The 25,039-nt window shown below is 68.3% G+C and carries 24 protein-coding genes and 6 pseudogenes; 12 read left to right on the top strand and 18 right to left on the bottom strand.

Going from position 1 to position 25,039, the window contains the following annotated elements; translation table 11 throughout:
• Positions 1-188 precede the first annotated feature (188 nt).
• The 4 genes and pseudogenes from G4Q83_RS12040 to G4Q83_RS12025 form a co-directional block, all read left to right on the top strand.
• Positions 189-1,877, top strand: a pseudogene (locus G4Q83_RS12040) (cobalamin-dependent protein); the annotation flags it as partial.
• A 22-nt stretch (positions 1,878-1,899) separates the two neighbouring features.
• Entirely contained in the window at positions 1,900-2,883 is a 984-nt protein-coding gene (locus G4Q83_RS12035) for an IS5 family transposase (RefSeq protein WP_185817191.1), read from the top strand.
• A gap of 106 nt (positions 2,884-2,989) precedes the next feature.
• Positions 2,990-4,978, top strand: a pseudogene (locus G4Q83_RS12030) (methylmalonyl-CoA mutase family protein); the annotation flags it as partial.
• 185 nt (positions 4,979-5,163) lie between these two features.
• Positions 5,164-6,216 (top strand): HDOD domain-containing protein, encoded by a 1,053-nt coding sequence (locus tag G4Q83_RS12025; protein WP_128421064.1) that lies wholly within the window; start codon positions 5,164-5,166, stop codon positions 6,214-6,216.
• A 328-nt stretch (positions 6,217-6,544) separates the two neighbouring features.
• Here G4Q83_RS12025 and G4Q83_RS12020 read toward each other — a convergent pair whose 3' ends face one another.
• Positions 6,545-7,096 carry a pyridoxamine 5'-phosphate oxidase family protein gene (locus G4Q83_RS12020; RefSeq protein WP_386273234.1) on the bottom strand — a complete coding sequence of 184 codons (552 nt, stop codon included), beginning with the start codon at positions 7,094-7,096 and terminating at the stop codon, positions 6,545-6,547.
• A gap of 333 nt (positions 7,097-7,429) precedes the next feature.
• On the opposite strand from G4Q83_RS12020, the gene G4Q83_RS12015 reads away from it, so the two are divergent.
• Together G4Q83_RS12015 and G4Q83_RS12010 are read left to right on the top strand one after the other, a co-directional pair.
• Positions 7,430-8,005, top strand: a complete 576-nt coding sequence (locus G4Q83_RS12015) for a glycoside hydrolase family 108 protein (protein ID WP_128421066.1) — start codon at positions 7,430-7,432, stop codon at positions 8,003-8,005.
• Between the two features lie 147 nt (positions 8,006-8,152).
• Entirely contained in the window at positions 8,153-8,326 is a 174-nt protein-coding gene (locus tag G4Q83_RS12010) for a DUF1328 family protein (protein WP_128421067.1), read from the top strand.
• A gap of 282 nt (positions 8,327-8,608) precedes the next feature.
• Here G4Q83_RS12010 and G4Q83_RS12005 read toward each other — a convergent pair whose 3' ends face one another.
• The 3 genes and pseudogenes from G4Q83_RS12005 to G4Q83_RS11995 form a co-directional block, all read right to left on the bottom strand.
• On the bottom strand, positions 8,609-8,761 hold the full coding sequence (locus G4Q83_RS12005) for a hypothetical protein (RefSeq protein ID WP_170069187.1): 153 nt from the start codon (positions 8,759-8,761) through the stop codon (positions 8,609-8,611).
• A gap of 245 nt (positions 8,762-9,006) precedes the next feature.
• A pseudogene (locus G4Q83_RS12000) lies at positions 9,007-9,312 on the bottom strand (trypsin-like serine peptidase); the annotation flags it as partial.
• A gap of 112 nt (positions 9,313-9,424) precedes the next feature.
• Positions 9,425-11,194, bottom strand: a complete 1,770-nt coding sequence (locus tag G4Q83_RS11995) for an outer membrane protein assembly factor BamB family protein (protein ID WP_128421068.1) — start codon at positions 11,192-11,194, stop codon at positions 9,425-9,427.
• A gap of 506 nt (positions 11,195-11,700) precedes the next feature.
• Between G4Q83_RS11995 and G4Q83_RS11990 the strand changes: the two are divergent.
• Positions 11,701-12,503, top strand: a pseudogene (locus G4Q83_RS11990) (GDSL-type esterase/lipase family protein).
• A 31-nt stretch (positions 12,504-12,534) separates the two neighbouring features.
• On the opposite strand, the gene G4Q83_RS11985 reads toward G4Q83_RS11990, so the two are convergent.
• Positions 12,535-13,245 carry an rRNA pseudouridine synthase gene (locus G4Q83_RS11985; protein ID WP_128421069.1) on the bottom strand — a complete coding sequence of 237 codons (711 nt, stop codon included), beginning with the start codon at positions 13,243-13,245 and terminating at the stop codon, positions 12,535-12,537.
• 132 nt (positions 13,246-13,377) lie between these two features.
• Here G4Q83_RS11985 and G4Q83_RS11980 point away from each other — a divergent pair, with 132 nt between their 5' ends.
• The 3 genes from G4Q83_RS11980 to G4Q83_RS11970 all read left to right on the top strand — a co-directional run bounded on the left by G4Q83_RS11980 (position 13,378) and on the right by G4Q83_RS11970 (position 15,381).
• Positions 13,378-13,911, top strand: coding sequence for a DUF2058 domain-containing protein (locus tag G4Q83_RS11980; RefSeq protein WP_128421070.1), 534 nt, complete (start codon positions 13,378-13,380; stop codon positions 13,909-13,911).
• A gap of 76 nt (positions 13,912-13,987) precedes the next feature.
• Positions 13,988-15,001, top strand: a complete 1,014-nt coding sequence (locus G4Q83_RS11975) for a DUF2268 domain-containing putative Zn-dependent protease (protein ID WP_128421071.1) — start codon at positions 13,988-13,990, stop codon at positions 14,999-15,001.
• 113 nt (positions 15,002-15,114) lie between these two features.
• Positions 15,115-15,381, top strand: coding sequence for a DksA/TraR family C4-type zinc finger protein (locus G4Q83_RS11970; RefSeq protein WP_128421072.1), 267 nt, complete (start codon positions 15,115-15,117; stop codon positions 15,379-15,381).
• A gap of 5 nt (positions 15,382-15,386) precedes the next feature.
• On the opposite strand, the gene G4Q83_RS11965 is transcribed toward G4Q83_RS11970, so the two are convergent.
• The 9 genes and pseudogenes from G4Q83_RS11965 to G4Q83_RS11925 all read right to left on the bottom strand — a co-directional run.
• Complete coding sequence (locus G4Q83_RS11965) at positions 15,387-15,659, bottom strand: DUF2789 domain-containing protein (protein WP_128421073.1); 273 nt, start codon at positions 15,657-15,659, stop codon at positions 15,387-15,389.
• Positions 15,660-15,769: 110 nt separating this feature from the next.
• Complete coding sequence (locus G4Q83_RS11960; protein WP_128421074.1) at positions 15,770-16,348, bottom strand: mechanosensitive ion channel domain-containing protein; 579 nt, start codon at positions 16,346-16,348, stop codon at positions 15,770-15,772.
• A 135-nt stretch (positions 16,349-16,483) separates the two neighbouring features.
• Complete coding sequence (locus G4Q83_RS11955) at positions 16,484-16,978, bottom strand: hypothetical protein (RefSeq protein ID WP_185817205.1); 495 nt, start codon at positions 16,976-16,978, stop codon at positions 16,484-16,486.
• Positions 16,979-17,078: 100 nt separating this feature from the next.
• Positions 17,079-17,873 (bottom strand): EAL domain-containing protein, encoded by a 795-nt coding sequence (locus G4Q83_RS11950; protein WP_128421076.1) that lies wholly within the window; start codon positions 17,871-17,873, stop codon positions 17,079-17,081.
• Positions 17,874-17,967: 94 nt separating this feature from the next.
• Complete coding sequence (locus G4Q83_RS11945; protein WP_128421077.1) at positions 17,968-18,165, bottom strand: hypothetical protein; 198 nt, start codon at positions 18,163-18,165, stop codon at positions 17,968-17,970.
• A 16-nt stretch (positions 18,166-18,181) separates the two neighbouring features.
• Complete coding sequence (locus tag G4Q83_RS11940) at positions 18,182-18,514, bottom strand: YkgJ family cysteine cluster protein (RefSeq protein ID WP_128421078.1); 333 nt, start codon at positions 18,512-18,514, stop codon at positions 18,182-18,184.
• Positions 18,511-19,191 carry a class I SAM-dependent methyltransferase gene (locus tag G4Q83_RS11935; protein ID WP_128421079.1) on the bottom strand — a complete coding sequence of 227 codons (681 nt, stop codon included), beginning with the start codon at positions 19,189-19,191 and terminating at the stop codon, positions 18,511-18,513. The genes G4Q83_RS11940 and G4Q83_RS11935 overlap by 4 nt, the downstream gene beginning before the upstream one ends.
• A 233-nt stretch (positions 19,192-19,424) precedes the next feature.
• On the bottom strand, positions 19,425-20,783 hold the full coding sequence (locus G4Q83_RS11930) for an Hsp70 family protein (RefSeq protein WP_128421080.1): 1,359 nt from the start codon (positions 20,781-20,783) through the stop codon (positions 19,425-19,427).
• A gap of 148 nt (positions 20,784-20,931) precedes the next feature.
• Positions 20,932-21,198, bottom strand: a pseudogene (locus G4Q83_RS11925) (FKBP-type peptidyl-prolyl cis-trans isomerase); the annotation flags it as partial.
• A 1-nt stretch (position 21,199) separates the two neighbouring features.
• On the opposite strand from G4Q83_RS11925, the gene G4Q83_RS11920 reads away from it, so the two are divergent.
• On the top strand, positions 21,200-21,433 hold the full coding sequence (locus tag G4Q83_RS11920; RefSeq protein WP_185817455.1) for a hypothetical protein: 234 nt from the start codon (positions 21,200-21,202) through the stop codon (positions 21,431-21,433).
• Here G4Q83_RS11920 and G4Q83_RS24640 read toward each other — a convergent pair.
• Positions 21,383-21,643, bottom strand: a pseudogene (locus tag G4Q83_RS24640) (methyltransferase domain-containing protein); the annotation flags it as partial. The gene G4Q83_RS11920 and the pseudogene G4Q83_RS24640 overlap by 51 nt on opposite strands.
• Before the next feature lie 198 nt (positions 21,644-21,841).
• Between G4Q83_RS24640 and G4Q83_RS11910 the strand changes: the two are divergent.
• The gene (locus G4Q83_RS11910) at positions 21,842-22,825 is read left to right on the top strand and encodes an IS5 family transposase (RefSeq protein WP_185817191.1); all 984 of its coding nucleotides are present in this window, start codon (positions 21,842-21,844) and stop codon (positions 22,823-22,825) included.
• A gap of 193 nt (positions 22,826-23,018) precedes the next feature.
• On the opposite strand, the gene G4Q83_RS11905 is transcribed toward G4Q83_RS11910, so the two are convergent.
• From G4Q83_RS11905 to G4Q83_RS11895, 3 genes are all read right to left on the bottom strand, one after another.
• The gene (locus G4Q83_RS11905) at positions 23,019-23,375 is read right to left on the bottom strand and encodes a DUF1801 domain-containing protein (protein ID WP_128422001.1); all 357 of its coding nucleotides are present in this window, start codon (positions 23,373-23,375) and stop codon (positions 23,019-23,021) included.
• Between the two features lie 36 nt (positions 23,376-23,411).
• Entirely contained in the window at positions 23,412-23,804 is a 393-nt protein-coding gene (locus G4Q83_RS11900) for a VOC family protein (protein ID WP_128422002.1), read from the bottom strand.
• Positions 23,805-23,933: 129 nt separating this feature from the next.
• Positions 23,934-24,917 carry an IS5 family transposase gene (locus G4Q83_RS11895; RefSeq protein ID WP_185817191.1) on the bottom strand — a complete coding sequence of 328 codons (984 nt, stop codon included), beginning with the start codon at positions 24,915-24,917 and terminating at the stop codon, positions 23,934-23,936.
• Positions 24,918-25,039 lie beyond the last annotated feature (122 nt).

The raw sequence follows: 25,039 nt of genomic DNA, 5'->3' as shown, positions 1-25,039 counted from the left end.
CGCGGCGCACGGCATCGCTGTCGACGCGCCGCGCGGCCGCCCTCATGCAGCGGATAGCGGGCGCATGCGGCGGGTTCGCCGGCATGCCGCGCCGTGGCCCGGGCCGGCGCCGCATGTTGCAGCGCAACCTGCCTGCGCCGCGGGGGACGCCTAGAATCACCGCCTTCCTCTCCCCGATCGCCCCCACGATGAGCATTCCCGCCTCCCGCGTCCCACTGCCGCAAGCGCACGCCAGTCCGCTGCGCTTCGTCACCGCCGCCAGCCTATTCGACGGCCACGACGCGGCGATCAACATCATGCGCCGGCTGATCCAGGCGCAAGGGGCGGAGGTGATCCACCTCGGCCACAACCGCAGCGTCGAGGACGTGGTGCGCGCGGCGCTGCAGGAGGACGCCGATGCGATCGCGCTGTCTTCCTACCAGGGTGGCCATGTCGAGTACTTCAAGTACATGGTGGACATGCTGCGCGAACGCGGTGCCGGCCACGTGCGCGTGTTCGGCGGCGGCGGCGGCACCATCAGCCCGGAGGAGATCGCCGAGCTGCAGGCCTATGGCGTGGAACGCATCTACCACCCCAACGACGGCATGAAGATGGGGCTGCTGGAAATGATCGAGGACGTGGTGGCGCGTGCGGCGCTTGGGCGGGACTCGGGACTGGGGACTCGGGACCCGGAGCGGGCCGGTGCGCCGTTGCCGCACATCGACGACGAGATCGGCATCGGCAGGGTGCTGTCGGCGCTCGAGGATGGCGTGTTCTCCGAAGCGGAGCTGGCGCTGCTGCGCAAGCAGTGGCAATCCGGCCTGCCGGGCACCTCCGAGTCCCGAGTTCCCGGTCCCGAGTCCCGCGAGCGGCGCGCAGCGCCGGTCATCGGCTTGACCGGCACCGGCGGCGCCGGCAAGTCCTCGGTCACCGACGAACTGCTCAACCGTTTCCTGGCCGGCTTCCCGCAGATGCGCATCGCGGTGGTGTCGGTGGATCCGAGCCGGCGCCGCACCGGCGGCGCGCTGCTCGGCGACCGCATCCGCATGAACGCCTTGCGCAGCCCGCGCGCGTACATGCGCTCGATGGCCACGCGCCGCCAGCATGCGGCCACCAACCGCGTGCTGAAGGACTGCATCGCGTTCCTGAAAGGCATCGGCTACGACCTGGTGATCGTGGAGACCGCCGGCATCGGCCAGAGCGATTCGGAGATCGTCGACCTGGTCGATTTGCCGGTGTACGTGATGACCAGCGACTACGGCGCGCCCAGCCAGCTGGAGAAGATCGACATGCTCGACTTCGCCGAACTGGTGGTGCTGAACAAGTACGACCGGCGCGGTGCCGAGGACGCGCTGCGCGACGTGCGCAAGCAGTGGCGGCGCAACCGCGCGGCATTCCAACTGGAGGACGAGGCGGTGCCGGTGTATCCGGCCATCGCCAGCCAGTTCAACGATCCCGGCGTCAGCTGGATGTTCGTCAACCTGTGCCGGTTGCTGCGCGACAAGCTGGGACTGGAGGCAACGCATCCCGCGGCCGCCGCCGACCCCGGCACGCTGCGCTGCGACTTCCGGCCACACCTGGACACCGTGCTCAAGGAGCCGCGCGCCGCGGTGCTGATCCCCGGCGCCCGCGTGCGCTACCTGGCCGAGATCGCCGAGCAGGGCCGTGCGCTCAATGCCGGCATCGAGCGCCAGGCCGAGGCGGCCGACCGCGCGCAATCGTTGTGGCGATCGCTGCGCGAGCTGGACGATCCGCCGTTGCCGAGGCAACTGGAACTGTATGCGGCGGACGAGCTGCTGCAGCCGGCCGTGCGCTCCGCCGTCGCGCCGGGCGCCGCCGCGGCCGATGCGACCTTGGGATGGTCTGAACAACTCCCTCTGATCCTGCGACAATCGTACAAAGCCCAACAGGACAACGACGATGCAATTGTCTTTCGGCGACGCGGAGTACAACGGCAAGCGCAAGCAGACGCGGCGCGAAAGGTTGCTGGCCGAGATGGATCAGGTGGTGCCGTGGAAAGACCTGCTGGCGCTGATCGCGCCGCACTATCCGAAGTCGGGCCATCCGGGCCGTCAGCCGTACCCGCTGGAGACAATGCTGCGCATCCACTTTCTGCAGCAGTGGTACGCACTGAGCGACCCGGGCGCGGAAGAAGCCTTGTACGACACGGCGTCGATGCGCCGTTTCGCCAGGATCGGCGGGTTGGATGAGGTGCCGGACGAGACCACGATCCTCAACTTCCGCCGGTTGCTGGAGACGCACGATCTGGCGCGCACGCTGTTCAACCGGGTCAACGCGCACCTATCGCGCAAGGGCCAGAGCCTGCGCGGCGGCACCATCGTGGACGCCACGATCATTGCCGCGCCCAGCTCGACCAAGAACAAGAACGGCGAGCGCGACCCGGAAATGCACCAGACCAAGAAGGGCAATCAGTACTACTTCGGGATGAAAGCGCACATCGGCGTGGACGATGAGTCCGGGCTGGTGCACCACTTGGAATGCACGGCGGCCAACGCCGCAGATATCACCCAGGCGCACAAGCTGCTGCACGGCAAGGAAGACACGGTATGCGGCGACAGCGGCTACACCGGGCTGGCCAAGCGCGAGGAGATGGCGAGCAAGCGCAAGCTGCGCTATCTGATCGCGGAGAAGCCCTCGAAGCTGAAGCAGATCAAGAGCAAGCGCGAATTGAAGTGGGCACAGCGCTGGGAGCACGCCAAGGCCAGCCTGAGGGCGAAGGTGGAGCATCCGTTCCGGGTGATCAAGCGCCAGTTTGGCTACGTCAAGGTGCGCTATCGCGGCCTGGCGAAGAACACGGCGCAAGTGCTGACGCTGTTTGCGCTGTCGAACCTGTGGCTGAAGCGAAAGCAGTTGCTGCCTGTCGTGGGGAGGGTGTGCCTGTAATCCGGGAAATACCCCGGAAATGCGCCGGAAACGGCGAAAAACCGAGGGTCTGAGCGCCGTGGGCGTGGTCGATATGGCTTGCCTCATCCTCCGACCGCGTTGATCAGACTATCCCTTGCTGCTGTTGCGCCAACGCTACAACGATGCGCTGCAGGCGCTGTCCAGCGCGTCGCTGAAGTCGCTGCGCGCGTGGCCGCAGCGGCTCAAGTCGATCACCGACGCGGTCACCGAGTACGAAGTCCGCGGCAAGGCGATCGGCGTGGAGAACTACCGCCAGTCGCTGAGCCACCAGCCGATCCCGAAGATCGCTGCGCCGCGCTACAAGGGCTGGGGCGAGCTGCTGACCTTCCTCGGCAAGGAAAACCTGCCCGGCAGCTATCCGTACACCGGCGGCGTCTATCCCTACCGCCGTGCCGGCGAGGATCCGATCCGCATGTTTGCCGGCGAAGGCACGCCGGAGCGCACCAACCGACGCTTCCATTATCTGAGCGTGGGCCAGCCGGCCGCGCGCCTGTCCACTGCCTTCGACAGCGTCACCCTGTACGGCGAGGACCCGGCGCCGCGCCCGGACATCTACGGCAAGATCGGCAATTCCGGGGTCAATGTCCCCACCCTGGACGACATGAAGAAGCTGTACTCCGGCTTCGACCTGTGCGCGCCGAGCACCAGCGTGTCGATGACCATCAACGGCCCGGCGCCGATGATCCTGGCGATGTTCATGAATACCGCCATCGACCAGCAGGTGGAGAAATACCTCAAGGCCGATGCGCAGCGCTGGGCGCAGGCCGAACGGACCCTGGCAGAGCTGTTCGCGGGCAGGGAACGTCCGTCCTACCGTGGCGCGCTGCCGTCGACCAACGACGGCCTGGGCCTGGGCCTGCTCGGCGTCAGCGGCGACCAGTTGCTGGATGCGCAGACCTATGCGCGGATCAAGGGCGACACGCTGTGCAGCGTGCGCGGCACGGTGCAGGCCGACATCCTCAAGGAGGACCAGGCGCAGAACACCTGCATCTTCAGCACCGAATTCGCGCTGCGCATGATGGGCGACATCCAGCAGTACTTCGTCGAGCACAAGGTGCGCAACTTCTATTCGGTATCGATCTCCGGCTACCACATCGCCGAGGCCGGCGCCAACCCGATCAGCCAGTTGGCCTTCACCCTGAGCAACGGCTTCACCATCGTCGAGTACTACCTGGCGCGCGGCATGCGCATCGACGATTTCGCGCCCAACCTCAGCTTCTTCTTCAGCAACGGCATGGACCCGGAGTACACCGTGATCGGGCGCGTGGCGCGGCGCATCTGGGCGCGGGCGATGCGCGAGCGCTATGGCGGCAACGAGCGCAGCCAGATGCTGAAGTATCACATCCAGACCTCCGGCCGCTCGCTGCATGCGCAGGAGATCCAGTTCAACGACATCCGCACCACGCTGCAGGCGCTGTACGCGCTGTTCGACAACTGCAACAGCCTGCATACCAACGCCTACGACGAAGCGATCACCACCCCGACCGAGGAGAGCGTGCGCCGCGCGGTGGCGATCCAGATGATCATCAACAAGGAGCTGGGACTGAACTTCTGCGAGAACCCGTGGCAGGGCAGTTTCATCGTCGAGCAGCTCACCGATCTCGTGGAGGAGGCGGTGTACAAGGAATTCGAGGCGATCAGCGAACGCGGCGGCGTGCTCGGCGCGATGGACACCATGTACCAGCGCGGCAAGATCCAGGAGGAAAGCCTGTACTACGAGCACAAGAAGCACGACGGCAGCCTGCCGCTGGTCGGGGTCAACACCTTCCTGCCCAAGCAGCACGCCGGCGAGACCGCGGCGCAGGTCGAGCTGATCCGCTCCACCGAAGACGAGAAGGACCAGCAGATCGGCAACGTGCAGGACTGGCAGCGTCGCCGCAACGGCATTGCGCTGGCGCCGGCCCGGCCGCCGGCCGCAGCGGGCGACGCCGCCGGCCTCGGCGACCTGCAACGCGCCGCGCGCGCGCGCGGCAACGTCTTCGCCGCGCTGATGGAGGCGGTGAAGACCCACAGCCTGGGGCAGATCAGCCACGCCCTGTACGCGGTGGGCGGCGAGTACCGGCGCAACATGTAGGGCGGCCTGGCGCTGCGCCGTCGCAGTGGACGCGGCGCCGCGCGCCCGGCACTGTCGTTGCGCCGCCGCCGCGCGCGGACGCAGGCAACGGCGTTCGGGCAGGAACCGGCGCAGCGTGCTTGAATAGCCGGCGCGTCGTCGCGACGCGCTTCGGGCCGGATGGGAGACCTGGTGACTTGCGGATGATGAGCGTGCCGTCGATTTGGATTGCAGGCCTGGCCGTGCTGCTGCTGGGCGTCGGCAGTTGGATGCTGCGCCGCGGACGCCGCGGCGGGCCCGTGGCGCGGATCGACGTCGCGCGCCACGGGCAGGCCGCGGCCGTACCTCGCGCCGAACCCGATGCCGGCCGCCAGGCCGCGGGCGCGGCGCAGGCCGAGCATGACGCTGCCGGACAGGACGCCGACCTCGCGCCCGGGCAGGAGGTCGCCCTGCTGGCGCGCCTGTACGCGCTGGCGTTCGCCGCGGTATCGGCGCCCGCGCCGAGCGCGGCATCCCGCGCCGCCCACGCCGGGGTCGGCGCCGCGGCCGCCGCGGTGCTGGCGCGTATCGACGCGTACCCGCGCTACACCCCGCGCCGCCCGCATCTGTTGCCGCAGCTGACCCGCGCCATCAACGATCCTGGCGCCAGCGCCCAGGCCATCGTCGCGATCCTGGGCCAGGATCCGACATTGGCCGGCAACCTGCTGCGCGTCGCCAACAGCACCGCCTACCGCCGCCGCGCCGAGCCGATCGAGAACCTGGAGCGCGCGGTGGCCCTGCTCGGCACCGAAGGCCTGCGCCAGATCGTGCTGGCGGCGTTGCTGCAGCCGGTCATCGCCGACGACGGCAGCGTCTTCGGCCGCTGCGCGGCACTGCTGTGGGAGCACACCTTGCTGTCGGCCAGGGCCACCGCGCTCCATGCAGCGCGCGCGGAGCGCGACGATCCCTGTGCGGCGCAGCTGCTGGCGTTGCTGTACGGCCTGGGCGCGGTGGCGGTGGTGCAGGTCGTGCGCGATGCGTATGCGCGGCAGCCGCAACTCGTGCCGGATGCAGCGACCTTGGCCGAGTCGCTGCAGGCCTGGTCGGCGCCGGTCGCGCAGGCGGTCTCACGGAGTTGGGCACTGTCCGAGCGGATGCAACGGGCGCTGCACGAACAGCGGACGGATGGCGGGCTCGCCGCGCTGAGCTTGCTGGGACGCTCATTGCGTCTCGGCCGCCGCGAGGCGGCGGTGGCGTTGCTGGACGCCGACCGGCGCTGAACATCTGCGCAGTCCACGCGCGGCAGCCTGGCGCCGTGCGGTTCGGCCGCGCCGGCTTCGCTTCGGTCGCTGCCAGGACAACCGATCCGATGACAGGCATGCGTGCAGCGCGTTGCAGTCTTGGGTGGCAGCCGGACCATGGCGTTGCGTGCCGCCACGCGCGCGCGTGGCCCGCGCGCGCGCCGTCGCGAACCCAGGAATGCGCGCAGGCCCATGTCGATCCCGATGTCGGCGGGTCTGGGTGCCAGTGTGGGCCGCACGCCGCGGCGGCGCCGCCATGGCGCGCCAGGGAACGCGGAGCGCCCGGCTGCTGTCGGCCGGGGCCGGCTCAGCGCAGCGGCACGTCCGCGACCTTGTCCTGATAGTCGCGTTTGGGATCGATGCCCAGCAACACTTTGATTCCGGCCATCAGGCTGGAGCCGTTGAGCCAGATCTGCGCGTGGTCGGGGTCCAGGCGCAGCAGCGCCAGCTTGGGATCGTCTTTGCCTTTCTCGTACCAGGCGCTGATGAAGCTGTTCCACAGGCGTTCGACCACTGCCCGGTCGGTGTCCACGCTGAGCGTGCCGCTGATGCTGGCGAACAGGTCGTGATCCTTGGCGCTGAACGCGGCGATCACCCGCTGGCTCTGGGTCAGCTTCTGCACCAGCGCGTTGTCGTTGGAGGTGAAGAACCAGATCGGGCCGCCGCGGTCGCCTTCGAACTGCGCCGTCATCGGCCGCGCGTGGCCGTCTTCCACGCCGTCCAGGCCGAGCATGACCGTGCGGTCGGACTTCAATGCCTTCCAGAATTTCTCTTCCAGTTCTTGCGGGCTGGCCATGCGGATCTCCGAATTGCGGCGCGAATGCCTGCCGTCACTGTGCCGGGAGACGCGCGCGCGCATCGTGACGGATGCGTCGACGAGGCGTGTAGGTGCCCGCCAGCGTACGCCGGCGGTGCATGCGCAACTGTGCTGCGGCGCGCGGTGTGGGGCGCGGCTGCCGCAATCGGAGCTGGCGCAATTGCCGCTGGATGCGGCCGCGCCGGCGTGGGGTGCTGTCTGTGGAGCGGGCCATGCGCCGATCCGAGCCACTGCCGATGCCGCCGCAGACCAACCTGGGGGCGGCCTCCAGCGCGGGACAGGCGGCGACCTTGTTCCCTGCGGCACAGCATGGCCGCCGCTGTTGCGCCACACTGTAGGCCGTCAGTCCCGTTCTTTTTCGAGGAGTGCACCGCGATGGCATCGTTCGATCTGTACCTGCCGCAGTTGCTGACGTTCGAGGGAGGTTTCGTCGACGACCCGGCCGATCCCGGCGGCGCCACCAATCACGGCATCACCATGGCCACGTTCGAGCGCTATGCGCAGCCCTTGCTGGGCGAGGCGCCGACCCTGGACGCGCTGCGCGCGCTGACTCCGGAGCAGGCCGGCGTCATCTACAAGCAGGCGTATTGGGACGGGGTGGACGGCGACCAGATCGCGTCGCAGCCGCTGGCCGAAATCCTGTTCGATTTCTATGTCAATGCCGGCGGCGAAGCGATCGTGTCGTTGCAGCGGGTCCTGTCGCAGCTGGGCGCATCGGGCCTGGCCGCGGACGGCGAAATGGGGCCGGCCACGCTGGCCGCGGTGCAAGCCGCTGATCAGGCGCAGGTCTATGCGCTCTACCGCCAGGACCGGATCGACTACTACGAGCGGCTGGCGGCGGAGCGCCCGGTGGACGAGAAGTTCCTGCAAGGGTGGCTGGCGCGCGCGCAATGGTTTCCCGCCAGCCTGCCGTCCGGTTCCGCCGCGCCGCCCGCCACCGGCGTCGCCTGAGCGCGGGCGCGGCGCTGGCGGCGCGACGCTTCACATGCGGCGCATGGGAGGCTGGCTAGCATTCCCAACGATACGGTCGCAGGGTGCGGCCGCGGCGATGCGCCGAGTCGGCGTGTCGCCCCGCATCGGATAACGGGAAGACGCAACATGATCAAGTGGGCCATCATCATCGCCATCATCGGACTCATCGCCGGCGCGCTCGGTTTCACCGGTGCGGCGGGCGCGGCCATGGGCATCGCCAAGTTCTTGTTCTGGGCCGGCATCGTCATTGCCGTGGTGCTGTTCCTGCTGGGCACCGCGCTGGCCAAGAAGGTCAGCTGAGCGTCGCCTGGCGGCCTGGGCGGCGCGCGGCGCCGTCCAGGCCGCATTGATCGCCGGGGATCGGGACCGCTTGCTTGCGTAGGTCGCGGGAATGGGTTGCGGTCAGACGTACAGGGCACATGCGTCCGGACGAGCCACACGTGCCGGAACCTGGCGGCCGTGCATGGCCGCCGAGCGCGTCGGCGTCGTGTCCGGCTTCCACTACTGCAGGACGCCGGCCACGTCCGGGTATGGGCATGCGCTGGTCGACGCCGGCGCGGCGCCACGTTCTGCCGGCGGCGCTCAGCTGCCGCTGTCGGGCGTCTTCGCCTCGGCGTCCACTGCGGCCTTGGCCGCCTCGCGCGCCTCGCGCTTGCGCGCGTCCTTCTCGTCCTGCTGTTTCTTCTTGGCGATTTCGCGCTGACGTTTTTCGAAGGAATAGTTGGGCTTTGCCAAGTGGATGCCTGCCGTATGGGAGATGGGAGCCGCAGTGTACCCGTTGCGCGCCGGGGTAGCGGCAAGCCGGCGTTGCGGACCGGCCACGCGTGCGCGGCGTGGCCCGTCCCGGCGCGGGAGGGCGTTCCTCCCCGGCGCCGCTTACGGGCTCAGGCGGGGCTGGATGGTCGTGTACACGTCGACGAAGCACGAACCGTAGTCCGGATTGCTGGGCGTGCAAGGAGGTGCCGCCGTATAGGCCGCCCCAGCAACGCGGTGTCGCCGGTGGTATTGGCATGGCGCAGGCAGACGCCGCCCTGAGCATGGTGTACGCCGAATTGACCGTCGAGCCGTTGCAGGTGGTGGCGTCGTAGAACCGGTAGGTCTGCACGGTGTTGGCCACGGTCCGGATGCTGATGCAGAGTGGCGGCGATCCTGAACAGGTACTTCTTCGGTGAGCTGCCGTTGTTGAGCAGGGTGCCGGTGCACAGGAAAGCGCCGCTGCAGGTGCTGAACACCATGCGCGCCATCGACTTGGCGGCCGAGGTGAAGCCGGTGCTGGGACTGGCGCGGCGCGGCGGCATGATTCGCCGTCCGCGGCCGCGATGGCGCGCGCACGAAGGAGCCTCCCCTGCGTGCGCAGGAGAGGCCGTGGTGTGCAGTCCGTTGCGGCGTGCGGTGCGGTCAGCGGCCTTGCGGCGCGGCCGGGACGAACTTGTAGAGATTGTTCGCGCCGGTGCCAAAATTGAAGCGTCTGTAGCCTGCGCCCCAGTACACCGCGCCATCCACGATGGACGGTGCGCTGGACACCGAGCCGCCGGCGTTGAAGCTCCACAGTGTGGCGCCGGTCTCGGCGTTCAACACCACCATCGCGCCGGACATCGAGCCTGCATAGACCAGTCCGGGCGAGGACGCGAGCGGGCCGCGGCCGCCCGCGCCGAAGCTGGTCTGGATCGGGTCGATGCCGGGCACCTTCACCTGCCACAGGATCTTGCCGGTCGCCGCGTCCAGCGCCGCCCACGAGCCGGCGTTCCAGGTCTCGGTATTGCCGGGGGCGAGGGTGTAGCTGGTGTGGTGGTTGTTGTTGATGGCGACATAGACGCGCGACTTGAACGGATCGACCGACGAGCCCCACTCGATGCCGCCGGCGTTGCCGCCGGGACCGACCTGGGTGGACCACACGGTGCGCCCGCTGTCGGCGTCGAACGCCCAGTACACGCCGCTCTTCTGCCCGGCACCGACCAGCGCCTGCGGCTTGCCCTCGCGGACTACGGTGAACAGATTGGCGCCGCCGCCGCTGAAGTCGTAATCCGGCCCCTGCGGCTTCTGGCAGATGCCGGCGGTCGGCGCGACCAGGCACGACAGCGACCATGCGTCGGCGCCCTGCAGGCGACGCGTCCACACCGGCTTGCCGCTGCGCATGTCCAGCGCCAGCACCGAGTCCACGTAGTTGTCGGGCGCCAGGCACGCCAGCTGCGCGGTCTTGTCGCCGTTGGCGTTCTCGACGCAGGTGGCCACGTCGAGCGGCACCGAGTAATTGTTGCCGGTGGTGGCATAGATGCGCTTGCGTTGCGGGTCGATCGCCAGCGTGCCCCACACCGAGGCGCCGGTGTAGCCTTCCGGCGCGGTGCGGAAGCTCCACAGCACTTTGCCGGTCTTCAGGTCCAGCGCGGCCACGCTGCCGCGGAAGGAGAATTTGTGGCCCGGGCTCAGCCCACCCCAGTCGCCGGAGGACACGCCGACATAGACGCGATCGCCGTAGACCACCGGCGAGGCGGTGATGCGTGCCTGCGCGTTGCTTTCGACCAGGGTCTTCCACCGCAGCTTGCCGGTGCGCTTGTCCACCGCCACGACCGTGCCGCTGGCCTGGTCGCCGACCAGGATGCTGTCGCGCGCGACCGCCGGGCTGTTGCGCGACACCGAATTGGCGTTGCCGGTGTAGTCGGACAGCTTGACCTGCCACACCGCCTTGCCCAGTGCGGTGTCGATGCGATACAGCTGGCCGCCCCAGTCGGGTACGTACAGCGCGCTGCCCTGCACGGTCGGCGTGGCGGACACGTCGCCCCGCGTAGTGAAGGTCCAGGCGGTCTTCAGCCGCGCCGCATTGAGCGGATTGAGCTGCCATTCGGCGGGGGCGAAGCGGGTATTGAGGTAGCCGCCGCCGGCGTTTTCCCAGCCGTTGCGCGTGGCGAACGGCGCGCCGTAGCCGGATGCGGCGCCATAGCCGCCCGCCGTGCTGGTGCCCTGGGCGCCGTAACTCGGGAGTTCGGTGGTGGAAGCGTTGCTGGAGCCGTCGCGATGGCGGCTGGGGAAGACTGCGTTGCTGTTCGGATCTTGCGCCGGGGCCGTGCTCGTCGTTGCAGACTGCGCCGGCACCGATGCGCTGAGCATCAATCCGGGAATCAGCGCCAGCCAGAGCAGGGAGAGTTTCTGCTGTGCGTAATGCCTGTTCATGCGGTGTCCTTTGGGGCTTGGAGTGGGGACCCCCCCTTGCACTTCCGGCGCCATGGTAGGAAGGAAAACCTTCGTGCGTCATGTAAGCACAAATTAAGGTTAGGGCACGCAAAAAGGCCGCATAACCGTCACAAAACACGCGGCCGCGCCGCGCCGCGCCGAGCCGAGCACGCACTGCACTTTTCGCGGCCGGTGTACCGCGGTGTATGTCCGGTGCGGCGACTGCCGCTTCCTTTGCGGCCAACGGCTTACGCGCGTTGCCGCGGCGCGCCGATTGCGGCAACGGTCGCCGGCGCAGCCCGCTCCGCAGCGCATGAGTGGTGGCTGAATCTGAGAGTTGCAGCGTGTCTTCGCCGCTGGCCGGCAGGTGCAGCGCATGATCCTGCGCGTGGGCATGACGCTTTGGTGACGCATTGCGCCGAACCGATGCGGACAGGGCGCCGGGCCGGCGCGCGCGTTCGCGCGATTCGGATCAGGTTGGCGCGTCGTCTTGGACCGGGAGGTGCATGGTGAAACGGTCGTTGTTTGCCGTGCTGTTGGCGCTGTCCCCGAGTGTCGTCCCTCCTGCGTTCGCGCAGGCCACGTCCCCGGCCGCCGATGCGCTGCAAGGCAAGGTGGACGCGCTGTACGCGCGCCGCAGACGCTGCCGGGCAAGGACGTGGCCCAATTGCAGCAGCGCCTGCTGGACTGGGCGCAGTTGGCGCGCTGCCGGGCCGACAACAACGCCGCGCTGGCGCCGCCGGCGGCGGGCGAGCGGCGCGTGGGTTCTACGGGGATTCGATCGCCGAGCTGTGGGGGCGCAGCCAGGGCGCCGCGTTCTTCCCCGGCAAGCCCTACGGCAATCGCGGCATATCTCCGGGCAGACCACCGCGCAGAGGCTGGTGCGCTTCCGCCAGGACGTGATCGACCTAAAGCCGGCGGTGGTGATCCTCGCCGGCAGCAACGACTTGGCCGGCAACGCCGGCCTGGCCACGCAGCGCATGATCGAGGACAACCTGCGCCGATGGCCGAACTGGCACAGGCCAACCACATCAAGCTGGTGCTGGCGTCGGTGCTGCCGGTCAGCGACTACCCGTGGCGGCCGGGCTTGCAGCCGGCGGACAAGATCCGCGCGCTCAACGCCTGGATCGAGCGGCACGCGCACAGCCATGGCGCGGTGTACCTGGACTATCACGGCAAGATGCGCAATCGGCAAGGCGGCCAGGATTGGGCCCTGGTCTACGATGGCGTGCATCCCACCGCAGCCGGCTATGCGCTGATGGCGCCGCTGGCGCAGCAGACGCTGGAGCGCGCGCTGGCGCAGCCGTGATGGCCATGCCGCCGCAGTGCCGGCGTCGCGATCAGAAGCGCTCGCCGCCAGGCAGATAGCGCCATGCGCCCGGCGCCAGCTTGCCCAGCGGGATCCGGCCCACGCGCAGGCGCCGCAGGCCGATCGCCTCCAGCCCGACCTCGGCGCACATGGCCTGCAACTGGCCCGGCTGCACGTGCTTGAGCGCGAAGCGCAGGCGGTCCTCGTTCTGCCAGCTGACCTTGCACGACGGCAGGTTGCGCTGCCGGTACGCCAGGCCGTGCGCGAGCCGCCGCATGCCGTAGGGGCGCAGTTCGCCGCGCACCTGGACCACGAATTCCTGTTCGATCGATGCCGCGTCCTCGCTCAGGCGGCGCAGCACGCGGCGGTCCTGGCTCAGCACCAGTAGGCCGCTGGCCGCAGCCTCCAGCGGCAGCGGCGCGCCCAGGCGCAGGAAGTGGCGCTTCAGCACGCGCATCGCGGCCGTGTCCTGCGCGCTGCGCGCCGCCGGTGTGACCAGCGCCAGGGCGGCGTCGAGCGCCAGGCCCGCGGGTTTGTGCAACAGCAAGGTGACCGGCTCGGCCACGCCCAGTTGTGCGTCGGCGGACAGGGCGACCTGCTCGGTGGTCACCGCCGCCTGCGGTTCCTCGACCACCACGCCGTCCACGCTGACCCAGCCGCCTTCGATGTATTGCTGCGCTTGGCTGCGCGAGCACGGCAGCATGGCGGCGACGCGTTTGTCGAGGCGAATGGGGGCGGACATCGAAGCGCTCGGCGGTCGGGGCAGCGCAGTGTACGTGCTGCCGTCGCCGCGCTGCCATGCGCGGATCCGCTCGGGCCGCGGCCGCAGCGGGTATGATGCCGGCCGACGTCCTGGAGCGACTGGATTTTCCCGATGCGCAATCCCTTGCAGGAGCAACTGCTCAAGGCCGGCCTGGTGAAGAAGAGCCAGGTGGCGCAGGTCGCGCGCGAGCAGGCCAAGGCGCGCCACGGCAAGGCGCCGCCGCCGCCCAGCGCCGAACAGGTGGAGATCGAGCGGCTGCGGCTGCAGCGGGTGGAGCGCGACCGCGCGCTGGCCGCCGAGCGCAACGCACAGGCGCGCGCGCAGGAGCAGCGGGCGCAGGCGCGGCAACTGGTGGACAGCCACAAGCTCAAGGCCGATGGCGAGATCGACTACCACTTCACCGATGCCGGCAAGATCCAGCGGCTGCGGGTGGACGCGGCGCTGCGCGCGCAGCTGGCCAGCGGCGCGGTGGTGGTCGCGCGGCTGGACGCCGGTTACGTGCCGATCCCGCGCGCGGTGTTGGAGAAAGTGAGCAGCCGCGATCCCGCGGCGATCGTGTTCGATGCGCTGAACGTCCCGCCCGCCAGCGGCGAGGACGATCCGTACTACAGCCGCTTCCAGGTGCCGGATGATCTGATCTGGTAGCACCGCCGCCGTGGCTGCCGGCCGCCGCGCCGGCGGCCGATCCCGTCATCCGCTGTCGCGTCATGGAGTGCTGCCGATGCCGTCCCGACGTTCTGCCCTGCCGCGCGTCGCCCGCACCGCCTCGTCGCTGTTGCTGGCCGCGCTGGCGTCCGCGGCGGCGGCCGCCGCGCCGCTGGATCCGCTGAGCGCACGCGTGGACACCGACGCCGCCGCGCGCTTCGTGCAGGTGTTCGAGGCCGCGCACGGCCGGCCGAGCGCGCGCCAACTTCAGGATGGCTACCTGGCGCCCGGCGGGATCGGCGTGCAGGTATTCACCCCGGACCGGATCGTCGATGCCGAACACCTGGCGCAAGCCGTCGCCGCCGACCCGGACAAGTATCGGCATGCGATCGCGCTGTGCCTGCCGCAGGCACGCCGTGCCGATGCCGACCTGCGCGCGATCTACCTCGCCTATGCCGGGCTGTGGCCACGGCTGCGTCTGCCGCCGGTGGTGGCGCTGTTCGGCGCCGGTAATTCCGCCGGCAGCGCCGATGCGCATGGGCAGGTGATCGGCCTGGAGGCGGCCTGCGTCGGCATCGAACAGCCCGAGGCGTTCCGCGCGCGCCTGCGCCATCTGTTCGCGCACGAAACCCTGCATACGCTGCAGCCGCCGCTGGGCGACGACGACCCGGCCCGCCGCGATCTGCTGGTGTGGGCGTTGCGCGAGGGCGCGGCCAATTTCGTCGCCGCGCTGGTCACCGGTGGCGATCCGGGCGGCTCCGACAACACTTGGGCGATGCCGCAGGAGGCGGCGTTATGGCGGCAGTTCCGCGCCGACCGGCAGACCTTGCTGGCGCATTGGCCCGCGCACGCCGATCCCGATGCGCAAGGCCAGCAGGCGGCACTGCGCTGGTTCTGGAACAACGGCAGCGCGCCGCCGGGCTGGCCGTCCGAACTGGGCTACTGGATCGGCCAGCGCGTGCTGCTGGCCTACTACCAGCGGCAGCCGGACAAGCGTGCGGCGCTAGAGGCGTTGCTGGAGTTGCGCGATCCCGACGCGATCCTGCGCGACAGCGGCTACGACGGGAAGGTTCCTGCGCCGGGCGAGTGAGCGCGGACTGGCCGCCGCGGCCATGAACCGGTGTGCGAAGGTGAAGTCCACGTGCATTGCAATCGCCGGCCGCGACCGCATCATCGTGGCATGGCGACTGTTTGGAGACGACCATGGCCACAGGTTGGGCAGGCGACGGCGCGGTGCAGGAACAGATCGACGCGACCGTGGAGGATGCGATCAAGCGTGCACGCAGCCAGTTGCCGCAAGGGCCGAGCCTGAGCCATTGCGACGCCTGCGCCGCGCCGATCCCCGAGGCGCGGCGCAAGGCCGTGCCGGGCGTGCGCCTGTGCGTGGCGTGCCAGCAAGCGCAGGACCGCGAGCAGCACGAGCACAGCGGCTACAACCGCCGCGCCAGCAAGGACAGCCAACTGCGCTGAGCCGCTCAATCGTCGTTGGCGGCGCTGCTGACCGGCGGCACCGGGCGCGAGTGGAGGGCGATGTTGAGCTGGTCGACCACCATCGCCCAGTCGGCGTCGTCCATGCGTTCCTCGCGCAGCAGCTGCGCCTGCGCCGGCGTCCAGAACGGCGCTTCCTCCAGCCGCATGGTGTCAGGCAGCGGCGAGTGGCGGCCGATGAACCGGCGGATCTCGGTTTCGGTATTGGGCAGGCCCAACTGGGCGAACAGTTCGGCAAACGGATGGACGGTTGGTTCCATGGGACACCTTGGCGACGGGAGGGGGCGCGTGACGATGCGACGGCGGGCGACCGCTCACCATACCGGGCGCCCGGTCAGCGTCCTGTTAGGACGCGTCTGCGCCGACCGCCCTAGCCGAGCCCCGGCGGCACCGGATGGTCGCGCCAGCGTCGGGTGCTGCGCTGGAAGAACAGGCTGTTGGGGATCTGCAGCACGCTCTCGCGCGCGTCGCCGCGATGCTCGTGCAGCGTCGTGTAGATCAGGTTGATGTCGATCACCTGGCCCTTGAGCCCGGGCTTTTCGCCGTTCTCGAGCAATTCGATGTGGTCGTGCAGGCGGAACGGCCGCGTGGTGAAGATCAGCAGCGCGCAGAAGATGTTCGACAGCACGCTCCAGGCCGCGAAGAACGCCACCGCGGCGACGGCGGCGAAGCCGGTGAACGCGGTCCACAGCACCGTGGCGGAAACGCCGAGCCGATCCAGGATCAGCAGCAGCGCGGCGGCATAGATCACAAAGCCGCTGCCGCGGCGCGCCATCATCACCAACTCCGGCGGCAACGCGTAGTGCTCGCCCAGGCGCCGGATCAGCCGCCGCAGCAGCGTGCGCAGCAGCCATGCGGCGAACACGATCAGCGCGATCTGCGCGCCCGGCACGATCAGGTCGAGCCAGCGGTGGGCCCAGGGCGGCAGCATGGCGTGGAGCGAAGACATCGGCGGCGTCGGCGTGGCGGGGGAGGCGCGATGGTCGCAATCGCAGCTGCGCCGATCAAGTGCGGTGCAGCTGCCGACGGATGCGGATGCCGTGCCCGCACGCGGTGCGCGGCGGCGGGGCGCGGCGCACGCCGGTCAGGGCGAGTAGCTGCTGGTGACGGTGACCGCGGACTGCACTGTACTGAAGGCCATGTCGTTGGGCGTATCGGTATGCGAGGTCCAACGGTCGGTCGCGTAGATATAGCTGGCGCGCAGATACACCGTGCCGTCCACGCCGAATCTGATCGTGGTATCGCCGGACAGGCTAAGCGTGAACGACTTGCGCTGCTGACCGACGGTGTAGCTTTCGTTGATCACACCTTCGGCGTACACCGTCCACTCCTGATCATGACGGGTGTCGTTGTAGAGGAATAGCGTCTTGTTGCGGGCCATGGTCCAGCTCCTGAAGGAAAGTGGGTCGACGTGCTCGGCGCGGCAGCGGCGGTGCGGCCATGCCGCGGCGGACGGCATCTCCAGGAACGAGCGGCGATGAGGTTTGTGAGCGCGGCGGGCAGTGCAGGTGGTGGTGGCAACCGATCCTAAAGCGGCGCGCGAGTGGTTGGCCGCGTGCATTGCAGACGGATCTTGCATCCGACGGCGTCCGCAGCCGGAAAGTTCGCCATGCATGCGTTGCGATTGCAGCCGCTCTTCAGCAAGGCGTACAAGGCGTAGCCGTTCACCGCCGCGCTGCTCAGCTTGCGTGTTCCAGGCTTTCCCAGCGTTCGGCGGGAATCTCGGGCAGCGCTTCCAGTGCCGGCATCGCGAACAGGAAACCCTGGTACAGGCCGATGCCCAGCGCGCGCAGCGCGCGATATTCGGCGGGGGTCTCCACACCTTCGGCGAGCACCCTGCACCCCAGCGCATGGGCCATGCCGACGATGCCGGCGACGATGTGCCGGCGCGGCGCGCTGGCGTCGATGCCGCGGATCATGGCCATGTCCAGCTTGAGCAGATGCGGCTGGAAATCGGCGAGCAGGCTGAGCCCGGAGTGGCCGGCGCCGAAGTCGTCGATCGCGGTCAGGAAACCGCGGTGTGCATAGTCCCGCAGAATCCGCACCACTTTGGCGAGGTCGCGGATGGGTTCGGATTCGCTCAGTTCGAAGATCAGGTCGCCGGTCGGCACGCCGTAGCGTTCGGCCGCGGCCAGAGTCAGGCGGATGCAGGCCGCCGGCTCGTGCATCGCATTGGGGATGACGTTGATCGACAGCCGGGTACGCAGGCCCAGCCGCGCAGCGCTGGCGATCGCCTGCACCCGGCAGGTCTGGTCGAAGCGGTACAACTGCTGCGGACGCACCTGCGCCAGTACCGCTGCCGCGCCGCTGCCGTCCTCGCCGCGGACCAGCGCCTCGTAGGCGTAGATCGCGCGCGCATCGGCGTCGACGATCGGCTGGAACGCCATGCGGATGCCGAAGTCGAGCAATTCGCCGTCGCGGCAGTTGGCGCAGGCCGGTTGGCCCAGTTCGGCCGACAGGGATCGCAGGAACATGCCGGGCGGTTGCCGCAGGGAGATATGCGTGGATTATCGGCGGACGCCGTTAAGACGGCGCGCACGTCGCGTGGCGCTGCCGTGGCGCGCGGATTCAGCCGGCTTCGGCTTCGTCGACCTTCTTCAGCACGCGGGTGGTGCCGAGCACCTCGACGCGGCCGCCGGCCTTGCGGAATGCGGCCATGTCGGCCTCGATGCGCTCGCGGCTGAGGCCTTTCTGCGCCTTGTCGCCGCCGCCGCTGCGTGCGGTCTTTGCGGTCGGTGGTGGGGTCTTGCTGGTGGAACGTGCCATGGTGGATCTCCTGGAGTCAGTACATCGTCAGGGGAATGCCGCGCGCCAACTGGTCGTCGTGGATGCGGCGGATGTCGCGGCAATACGGGCCGGCCATCGTGAACTTGCGGCAGATCGCCGGGCGCTGTGCGTAGATCGAGCAGCACATGCGCTTGCTGTCCACCGCCACGCACCAGCCGTCCTCGTCGCGCGCCATCACGTGCAGGCCCTCGGCGGTGCGTTCGGTGAGATGGTCGGGCACCTCGTCCTCGGGCATCAGCAGCACGGTCAGGCGGCAGCAGATCGCGTCGCAGCGGTCGCAGGCGACGTTTTTCTCGGCCGCGGCGCGCGCTGCAGGCTGCGCGCTCAAGCGTTGCCGCCGGTCGGCACGGCGTCGCGCCGATAGCGCAGGACGCGGCCGCGGTAGGGCGGCAGGTCGGCGGGACCCAGCTGCAGTTCGCGCTGTTCGCTGAGTGTGTAGCCCTGCGCGGCCAGCGCGCGGGTCAGCGCGGCGCTGTTGCCGCGGCCCGGATCGGCGATCAGCACTTCCGCGCTCGTCGCGGCGTGTCGCGCCAGCAGTGCGGCCAGCAGCCTCGGATGCTGGTGCTCGTACAGCACGTCGCTGCCGATGATCACGTCGAACCGGCCCAGGCCGTCGTTGGGCTGGGCCCAGTCGAGGCGACGGTACGGCACCGCCGGCATTTCGTTGAGCGCGGCGTTGTAGGCCAGGAACACCTCGGTCAGCGGATGGCGGTCGCTGGCGAGGATGTCGGCGCCGCGCCGGCGCAGCACCAGGCTGGCCAGGCCGAGCCCGCAGCCGATCTCGAGGATGCGCTTGCCGGCGCTGTCGAACAGCGCCATCGCTTCGGCGAGCAGGCGGCCGGCCGGCCACACGTTGCCGAACAGGCTCCACTGCGCCGACGAGATGCCGGCGCCGGCGGCCAGCGCGTCGGGATCGGAGAACTGTTGGGTATCGAGCAGCGAACGGATGCGATAGTCCTGGCCGCCCAGGTTGAGCATGTGGATCTGGGTGGCGTAGCCGGACACAGGCGCTCCCGATGGGCCGGCCCGAAGCGGGACACGGAGGCTGGCGCGAGAAGAGGAGCGAGTCGGGCGGCAGAAACGGCCGGACGAGACGCGCATGGGGAAACGTGACGCCGAAGCGTGGCAGGGCATGTTACGCCAGTCGCGCCGCTTGCGTATGAACGGCTCCTGCGCTAGCGGCTGCGTGCGCTGCCCGCGCAGCCGTCCGCATCGCTGCCCGCGCCTGGAGCGCGCGGTCAGCGATGCGCGGCGGCCAGGGCCAGGCCCTGGACCACGCCGAAGGAGGGGTCGCCATGCACCAGGCGCGCCTGTGGGAACGCGCCGGCGACCACCTGGCGGATGTAGCCGGCGCGCGACATGCCGCCGGTCAGGAAGATCGCCGCCGGGTCGCGGCCGATGTCGCTGCGGACCTGCGCGAGCAGTTCGCCCAGGGCTTCCAGGTAGCTGCGTGCGGCATGCGCCAGGGCCTCGGCGCGCACTTGCACCTGCAGCCCGGCCTCGATGTAGTCCAGCGCCTCGTCGTGCCGTTCGCTGTCGCTGAGGCGGATCTTGCTGCGTTCCACCGCGCGGTACAGGCGCGCGGTGTTGCCGGTGTCCTGCAGCGCCTGCAGGCGCGTGTCGTACGGGCACGGCACCGCCTCGTAGCGATGCTGGCGGAAATCGCGCTGGCGGGTGGTGTCCTGCACCATCGCCGCCTCCACGTAGTGATGCGCCGGCACCCGGGTCGTGCCGCGGCCGAACAGCGGCATGTAGCTGGCCAGGCTCAGCGCCAGGTCGATGTCGGTGCCGCCGCGGGCGATGCCCCAGGCGCGGTGCACGTCCGGGGCGCCGTCGCCGCCGACGCTGGCATGGGCGATGTCGGTGGTGCCGCCGCCGATGTCCGCCACCACCGCGTCGTGGCGCTCGCGGCTGCCGGCGTGGTAGTGCATCGCCGCGGCGGCGGGTTCTTCCAGGAACGCGATGTCGTCGAAGCCGGCGGCGATCGCGGCGCTGTGCAGGATCTCCAGCGCCTGCGCGTTGCCGGCCTCGCCGATCGAGCTGCGGAACTGCACCGGACGCCCGAGCAGCGCGCGGCGGACCTGGGTGCCGAGCTGTTGCGAGGCGGTCAGGCGGATGTGCTCGAGGATGTGGCTGGCGATGCCGGTGATGGTCTGCCTGGCGCGCGGGTGCAGGTTGTAGCCGAGCATCGATTTCGGGCTCTGTACCAGGTTGCCTTCGCCTTCGGCGAAATACGCGTCCAGCGCCGCATCGCCGTAGACCGCGTTCTGCAGCAGCGCCGCGGAACTGCGCGGCTCGCGGATCTGCGTTTCCATCCATTGCCGGCGCACCACGCGGATCGCGTCGCGGCGCAGTTCGTCGCGGCTGCGCATGCGGCCGGCGGCGGCGGCATCGCGGCGGCCGGCATCGATCAGTTCGTCCACCTGCCGCTGCAGCGCCGCGGTCAGTTCGAAATCGGACGGGTCGCGCATCGCCTCGGGAAAATACACGGTGGTGCGGAACTGGTGCTGGTCGCCGAAGCCGATCGGCATCACGCGGCCATCGATCAGCGCCGCGGCGGCGGAGTTGCTGGTGCCGAAATCGATGCCGAGTCTCATGTCGCTGCGGGCCGGGCCGGGGCCGCGCACTGTGCGGCAAGCTGCAGCGCGGCGCAAGCCGCCAGCGCCGGCGTCGCCAGCGCTGCTGCCGGAATGCACTTGGCCCCCGATCGCGGGCCAAGTGCGGAGCCAGCGGCTGCGCCGAGCGCTACAGCGCCGCGCCGGCGTGGCCCTGGTTCTTTTCCTGCTCGGTGGCCTCGCGCACGCCTGCCACCTCCACCGCGAAATGCAGCACCTGCCCGGCCAGCGGATGGTTGCCGTCGATGGTCACCAGTTCGGGGCCGACCTCGACGGCGGTGACCAGCAACTGACCCTGGTCGGTCTGCGCCTGGAACTGCATGCCGGGCGCAAGTCCGTCGGCGTCGGGGAACGCGTGGCGCGGCACCTGCTGCCGCAGTTGCTCGTGGCGCGGGCCTTTGCATGCGGATGAAGCGGCAACTGACCCGCTGCTTGACCGCCTCATGCCGCGACGCTTCCAGGAGTACCTCGTTGCGTTCCAGCCCGCCGACGTACACCGACTGGTCCTTGCCATAGCGCGAAAGGTCCGGGAAGAACGTTTCGATCACCAGCCGCCCCTGCTCGCCCAGCTGCGCGCTGGTGGCCTGGAAGCAGCTGACCTGGGCTTCCTGGGGCAACAACAAAAACAGTGAGCTGAAGGTACAGAACGCCATCTGGAACGGGCCGCCCCGGACGACTTCCAAGGTCGCGAAATCCGCCAGCGTCACGGGGACTTCAGCACCTCCAGGCTTGGCCTTGAGCTTGTCGAGCATCGACTGCGAGGCGTCGACGCCATGCACATCTACACCGCGCTCGCGCATGGGCAGTGCGAATCGCCCGGTGCCTACGCCCAACTCCAGCACCGGACCGCCGCGATCGGCCAATGCCACCAAAGCATCAATCGCGTTCGCCGGTGCCTCTCCGTACAAGTCATCATAAATGTCGGCCAGGGTTTCACCGTACAAGTACTGGGATCGCTCATATCCACTTCCGTTAGGGATGGTCTGAACAACTCCCTCTGATCCTGCGACAATCGTACAAAGCCCAACAGGACAACGACGATGCAATTGTCTTTCGGCGACGCGGAGTACAACGGCAAGCGCAAGCAGACGCGGCGCGAAAGGTTGCTGGCCGAGATGGATCAGGTGGTGCCGTGGAAAGACCTGCTGGCGCTGATCGCGCCGCACTATCCGAAGTCGGGCCATCCGGGCCGTCAGCCGTACCCGCTGGAGACAATGCTGCGCATCCACTTTCTGCAGCAGTGGTACGCACTGAGCGACCCGGGCGCGGAAGAAGCCTTGTACGACACGGCGTCGATGCGCCGTTTCGCCAGGATCGGCGGGTTGGATGAGGTGCCGGACGAGACCACGATCCTCAACTTCCGCCGGTTGCTGGAGACGCACGATCTGGCGCGCACGCTGTTCAACCGGGTCAACGCGCACCTATCGCGCAAGGGCCAGAGCCTGCGCGGCGGCACCATCGTGGACGCCACGATCATTGCCGCGCCCAGCTCGACCAAGAACAAGAACGGCGAGCGCGACCCGGAAATGCACCAGACCAAGAAGGGCAATCAGTACTACTTCGGGATGAAAGCGCACATCGGCGTGGACGATGAGTCCGGGCTGGTGCACCACTTGGAATGCACGGCGGCCAACGCCGCAGATATCACCCAGGCGCACAAGCTGCTGCACGGCAAGGAAGACACGGTATGCGGCGACAGCGGCTACACCGGGCTGGCCAAGCGCGAGGAGATGGCGAGCAAGCGCAAGCTGCGCTATCTGATCGCGGAGAAGCCCTCGAAGCTGAAGCAGATCAAGAGCAAGCGCGAATTGAAGTGGGCACAGCGCTGGGAGCACGCCAAGGCCAGCCTGAGGGCGAAGGTGGAGCATCCGTTCCGGGTGATCAAGCGCCAGTTTGGCTACGTCAAGGTGCGCTATCGCGGCCTGGCGAAGAACACGGCGCAAGTGCTGACGCTGTTTGCGCTGTCGAACCTGTGGCTGAAGCGAAAGCAGTTGCTGCCTGTCGTGGGGAGGGTGTGCCTGTAATCCGGGAAATACCCCGGAAATGCGCCGGAAACGGCGAAAAACCGAGGGTCTGAGCGCCGTGGGCGTGGTCGATATGGCTTGCCTCATCCTCCGACCGCGTTGATCAGACTATCCTTAGTTATTTTATTCAGGGCAATACTTCCCCATGCGGGGGAAAGACCCCACAGGAAAAAAATTTAAATACTCAGCTGGATCAATTAGCCAAGGCTTGCCTTACATACTCCGCAAGGTGCTTATCTTGCACATCCGACACACTGAACAACTTGATATGGCGACGAAACTTTCCGCTGCCTTCCAGTACATGATGAGGATCGTCAAACTTATAACCCTGACCAAATTCCACCGACACGTGACCGGTATAGGCGTAGACCCCGCAAAACGGCGCAAGCCGCGAAAACAGGATGCCCCCGTACTTGACCGTTTCGGTCACGCCGCCACCGGTCTTGGCCACCACCTGCCGCACCTTCTGGACCACTTCCAGCAGGGCGCCATGGGTGCTGCCAATGTCTTCAAGTAATGCCGCAACGGCATCGTCGCTTTTACCTGCCACGCTGTCCTCCTTGGATGCTTGCCTGCAACGTGAAGGTCATTGACCGACCGGGGTACAGAGTTCCACTAGGGTGCCTGCCGGGCAGCGCACGTAGGACACCACCTGCCCCCACGGTTTTTTCTGCACAGCAGCATGTTCGCTCGCGCCGGCCGCCAACGCTTTGGCATGCGCGGTGGGCACATCATCGGTGACCAGGGCTATTTCAATGCCCAAGGGCTTTTGGTGCGGGCTGCAAAACTCGTAGCCGCCATCGCAGTTCGACTCGGCAAGGCCGCGACTGGCGAACGCGAGTGTGGTGCCACCGGTTTCAAGCTCGCCGTAGTCACCCGACTCATCCAGAAAGCGCCGCTTGAACCCAAAGGCTTGCTCGAAGAACGCAAGGGTGGCTTCGACCTGGGGTACATAAACAATCGTGTATCCAAATTTCACGGTGCTTCTCCTTAGGGATAGTCTGATCAACGCGGTCGGAGGATGAGGCAAGCCATATCGACCACGCCCACGGCGCTCAGACCCTCGGTTTTTCGCCGTTTCCGGCGCATTTCCGGGGTATTTCCCGGATTACAGGCACACCCTCCCCACGACAGGCAGCAACTGCTTTCGCTTCAGCCACAGGTTCGACAGCGCAAACAGCGTCAGCACTTGCGCCGTGTTCTTCGCCAGGCCGCGATAGCGCACCTTGACGTAGCCAAACTGGCGCTTGATCACCCGGAACGGATGCTCCACCTTCGCCCTCAGGCTGGCCTTGGCGTGCTCCCAGCGCTGTGCCCACTTCAATTCGCGCTTGCTCTTGATCTGCTTCAGCTTCGAGGGCTTCTCCGCGATCAGATAGCGCAGCTTGCGCTTGCTCGCCATCTCCTCGCGCTTGGCCAGCCCGGTGTAGCCGCTGTCGCCGCATACCGTGTCTTCCTTGCCGTGCAGCAGCTTGTGCGCCTGGGTGATATCTGCGGCGTTGGCCGCCGTGCATTCCAAGTGGTGCACCAGCCCGGACTCATCGTCCACGCCGATGTGCGCTTTCATCCCGAAGTAGTACTGATTGCCCTTCTTGGTCTGGTGCATTTCCGGGTCGCGCTCGCCGTTCTTGTTCTTGGTCGAGCTGGGCGCGGCAATGATCGTGGCGTCCACGATGGTGCCGCCGCGCAGGCTCTGGCCCTTGCGCGATAGGTGCGCGTTGACCCGGTTGAACAGCGTGCGCGCCAGATCGTGCGTCTCCAGCAACCGGCGGAAGTTGAGGATCGTGGTCTCGTCCGGCACCTCATCCAACCCGCCGATCCTGGCGAAACGGCGCATCGACGCCGTGTCGTACAAGGCTTCTTCCGCGCCCGGGTCGCTCAGTGCGTACCACTGCTGCAGAAAGTGGATGCGCAGCATTGTCTCCAGCGGGTACGGCTGACGGCCCGGATGGCCCGACTTCGGATAGTGCGGCGCGATCAGCGCCAGCAGGTCTTTCCACGGCACCACCTGATCCATCTCGGCCAGCAACCTTTCGCGCCGCGTCTGCTTGCGCTTGCCGTTGTACTCCGCGTCGCCGAAAGACAATTGCATCGTCGTTGTCCTGTTGGGCTTTGTACGATTGTCGCAGGATCAGAGGGAGTTGTTCAGACCATCCTTAGATTTTGCTGTTTATGAGGCTCGTGCCGTAAGAACGGCGATAGTGTTCGAGCCAA

This window comes from Xanthomonas theicola, from assembly GCF_014236795.1.
GTDB lineage: Bacteria > Pseudomonadota > Gammaproteobacteria > Xanthomonadales > Xanthomonadaceae > Xanthomonas_A > Xanthomonas_A theicola.
Note: the sequence above shows the minus strand (reverse complement) of the source record. Positions and strands in the feature narration are given on the sequence as shown.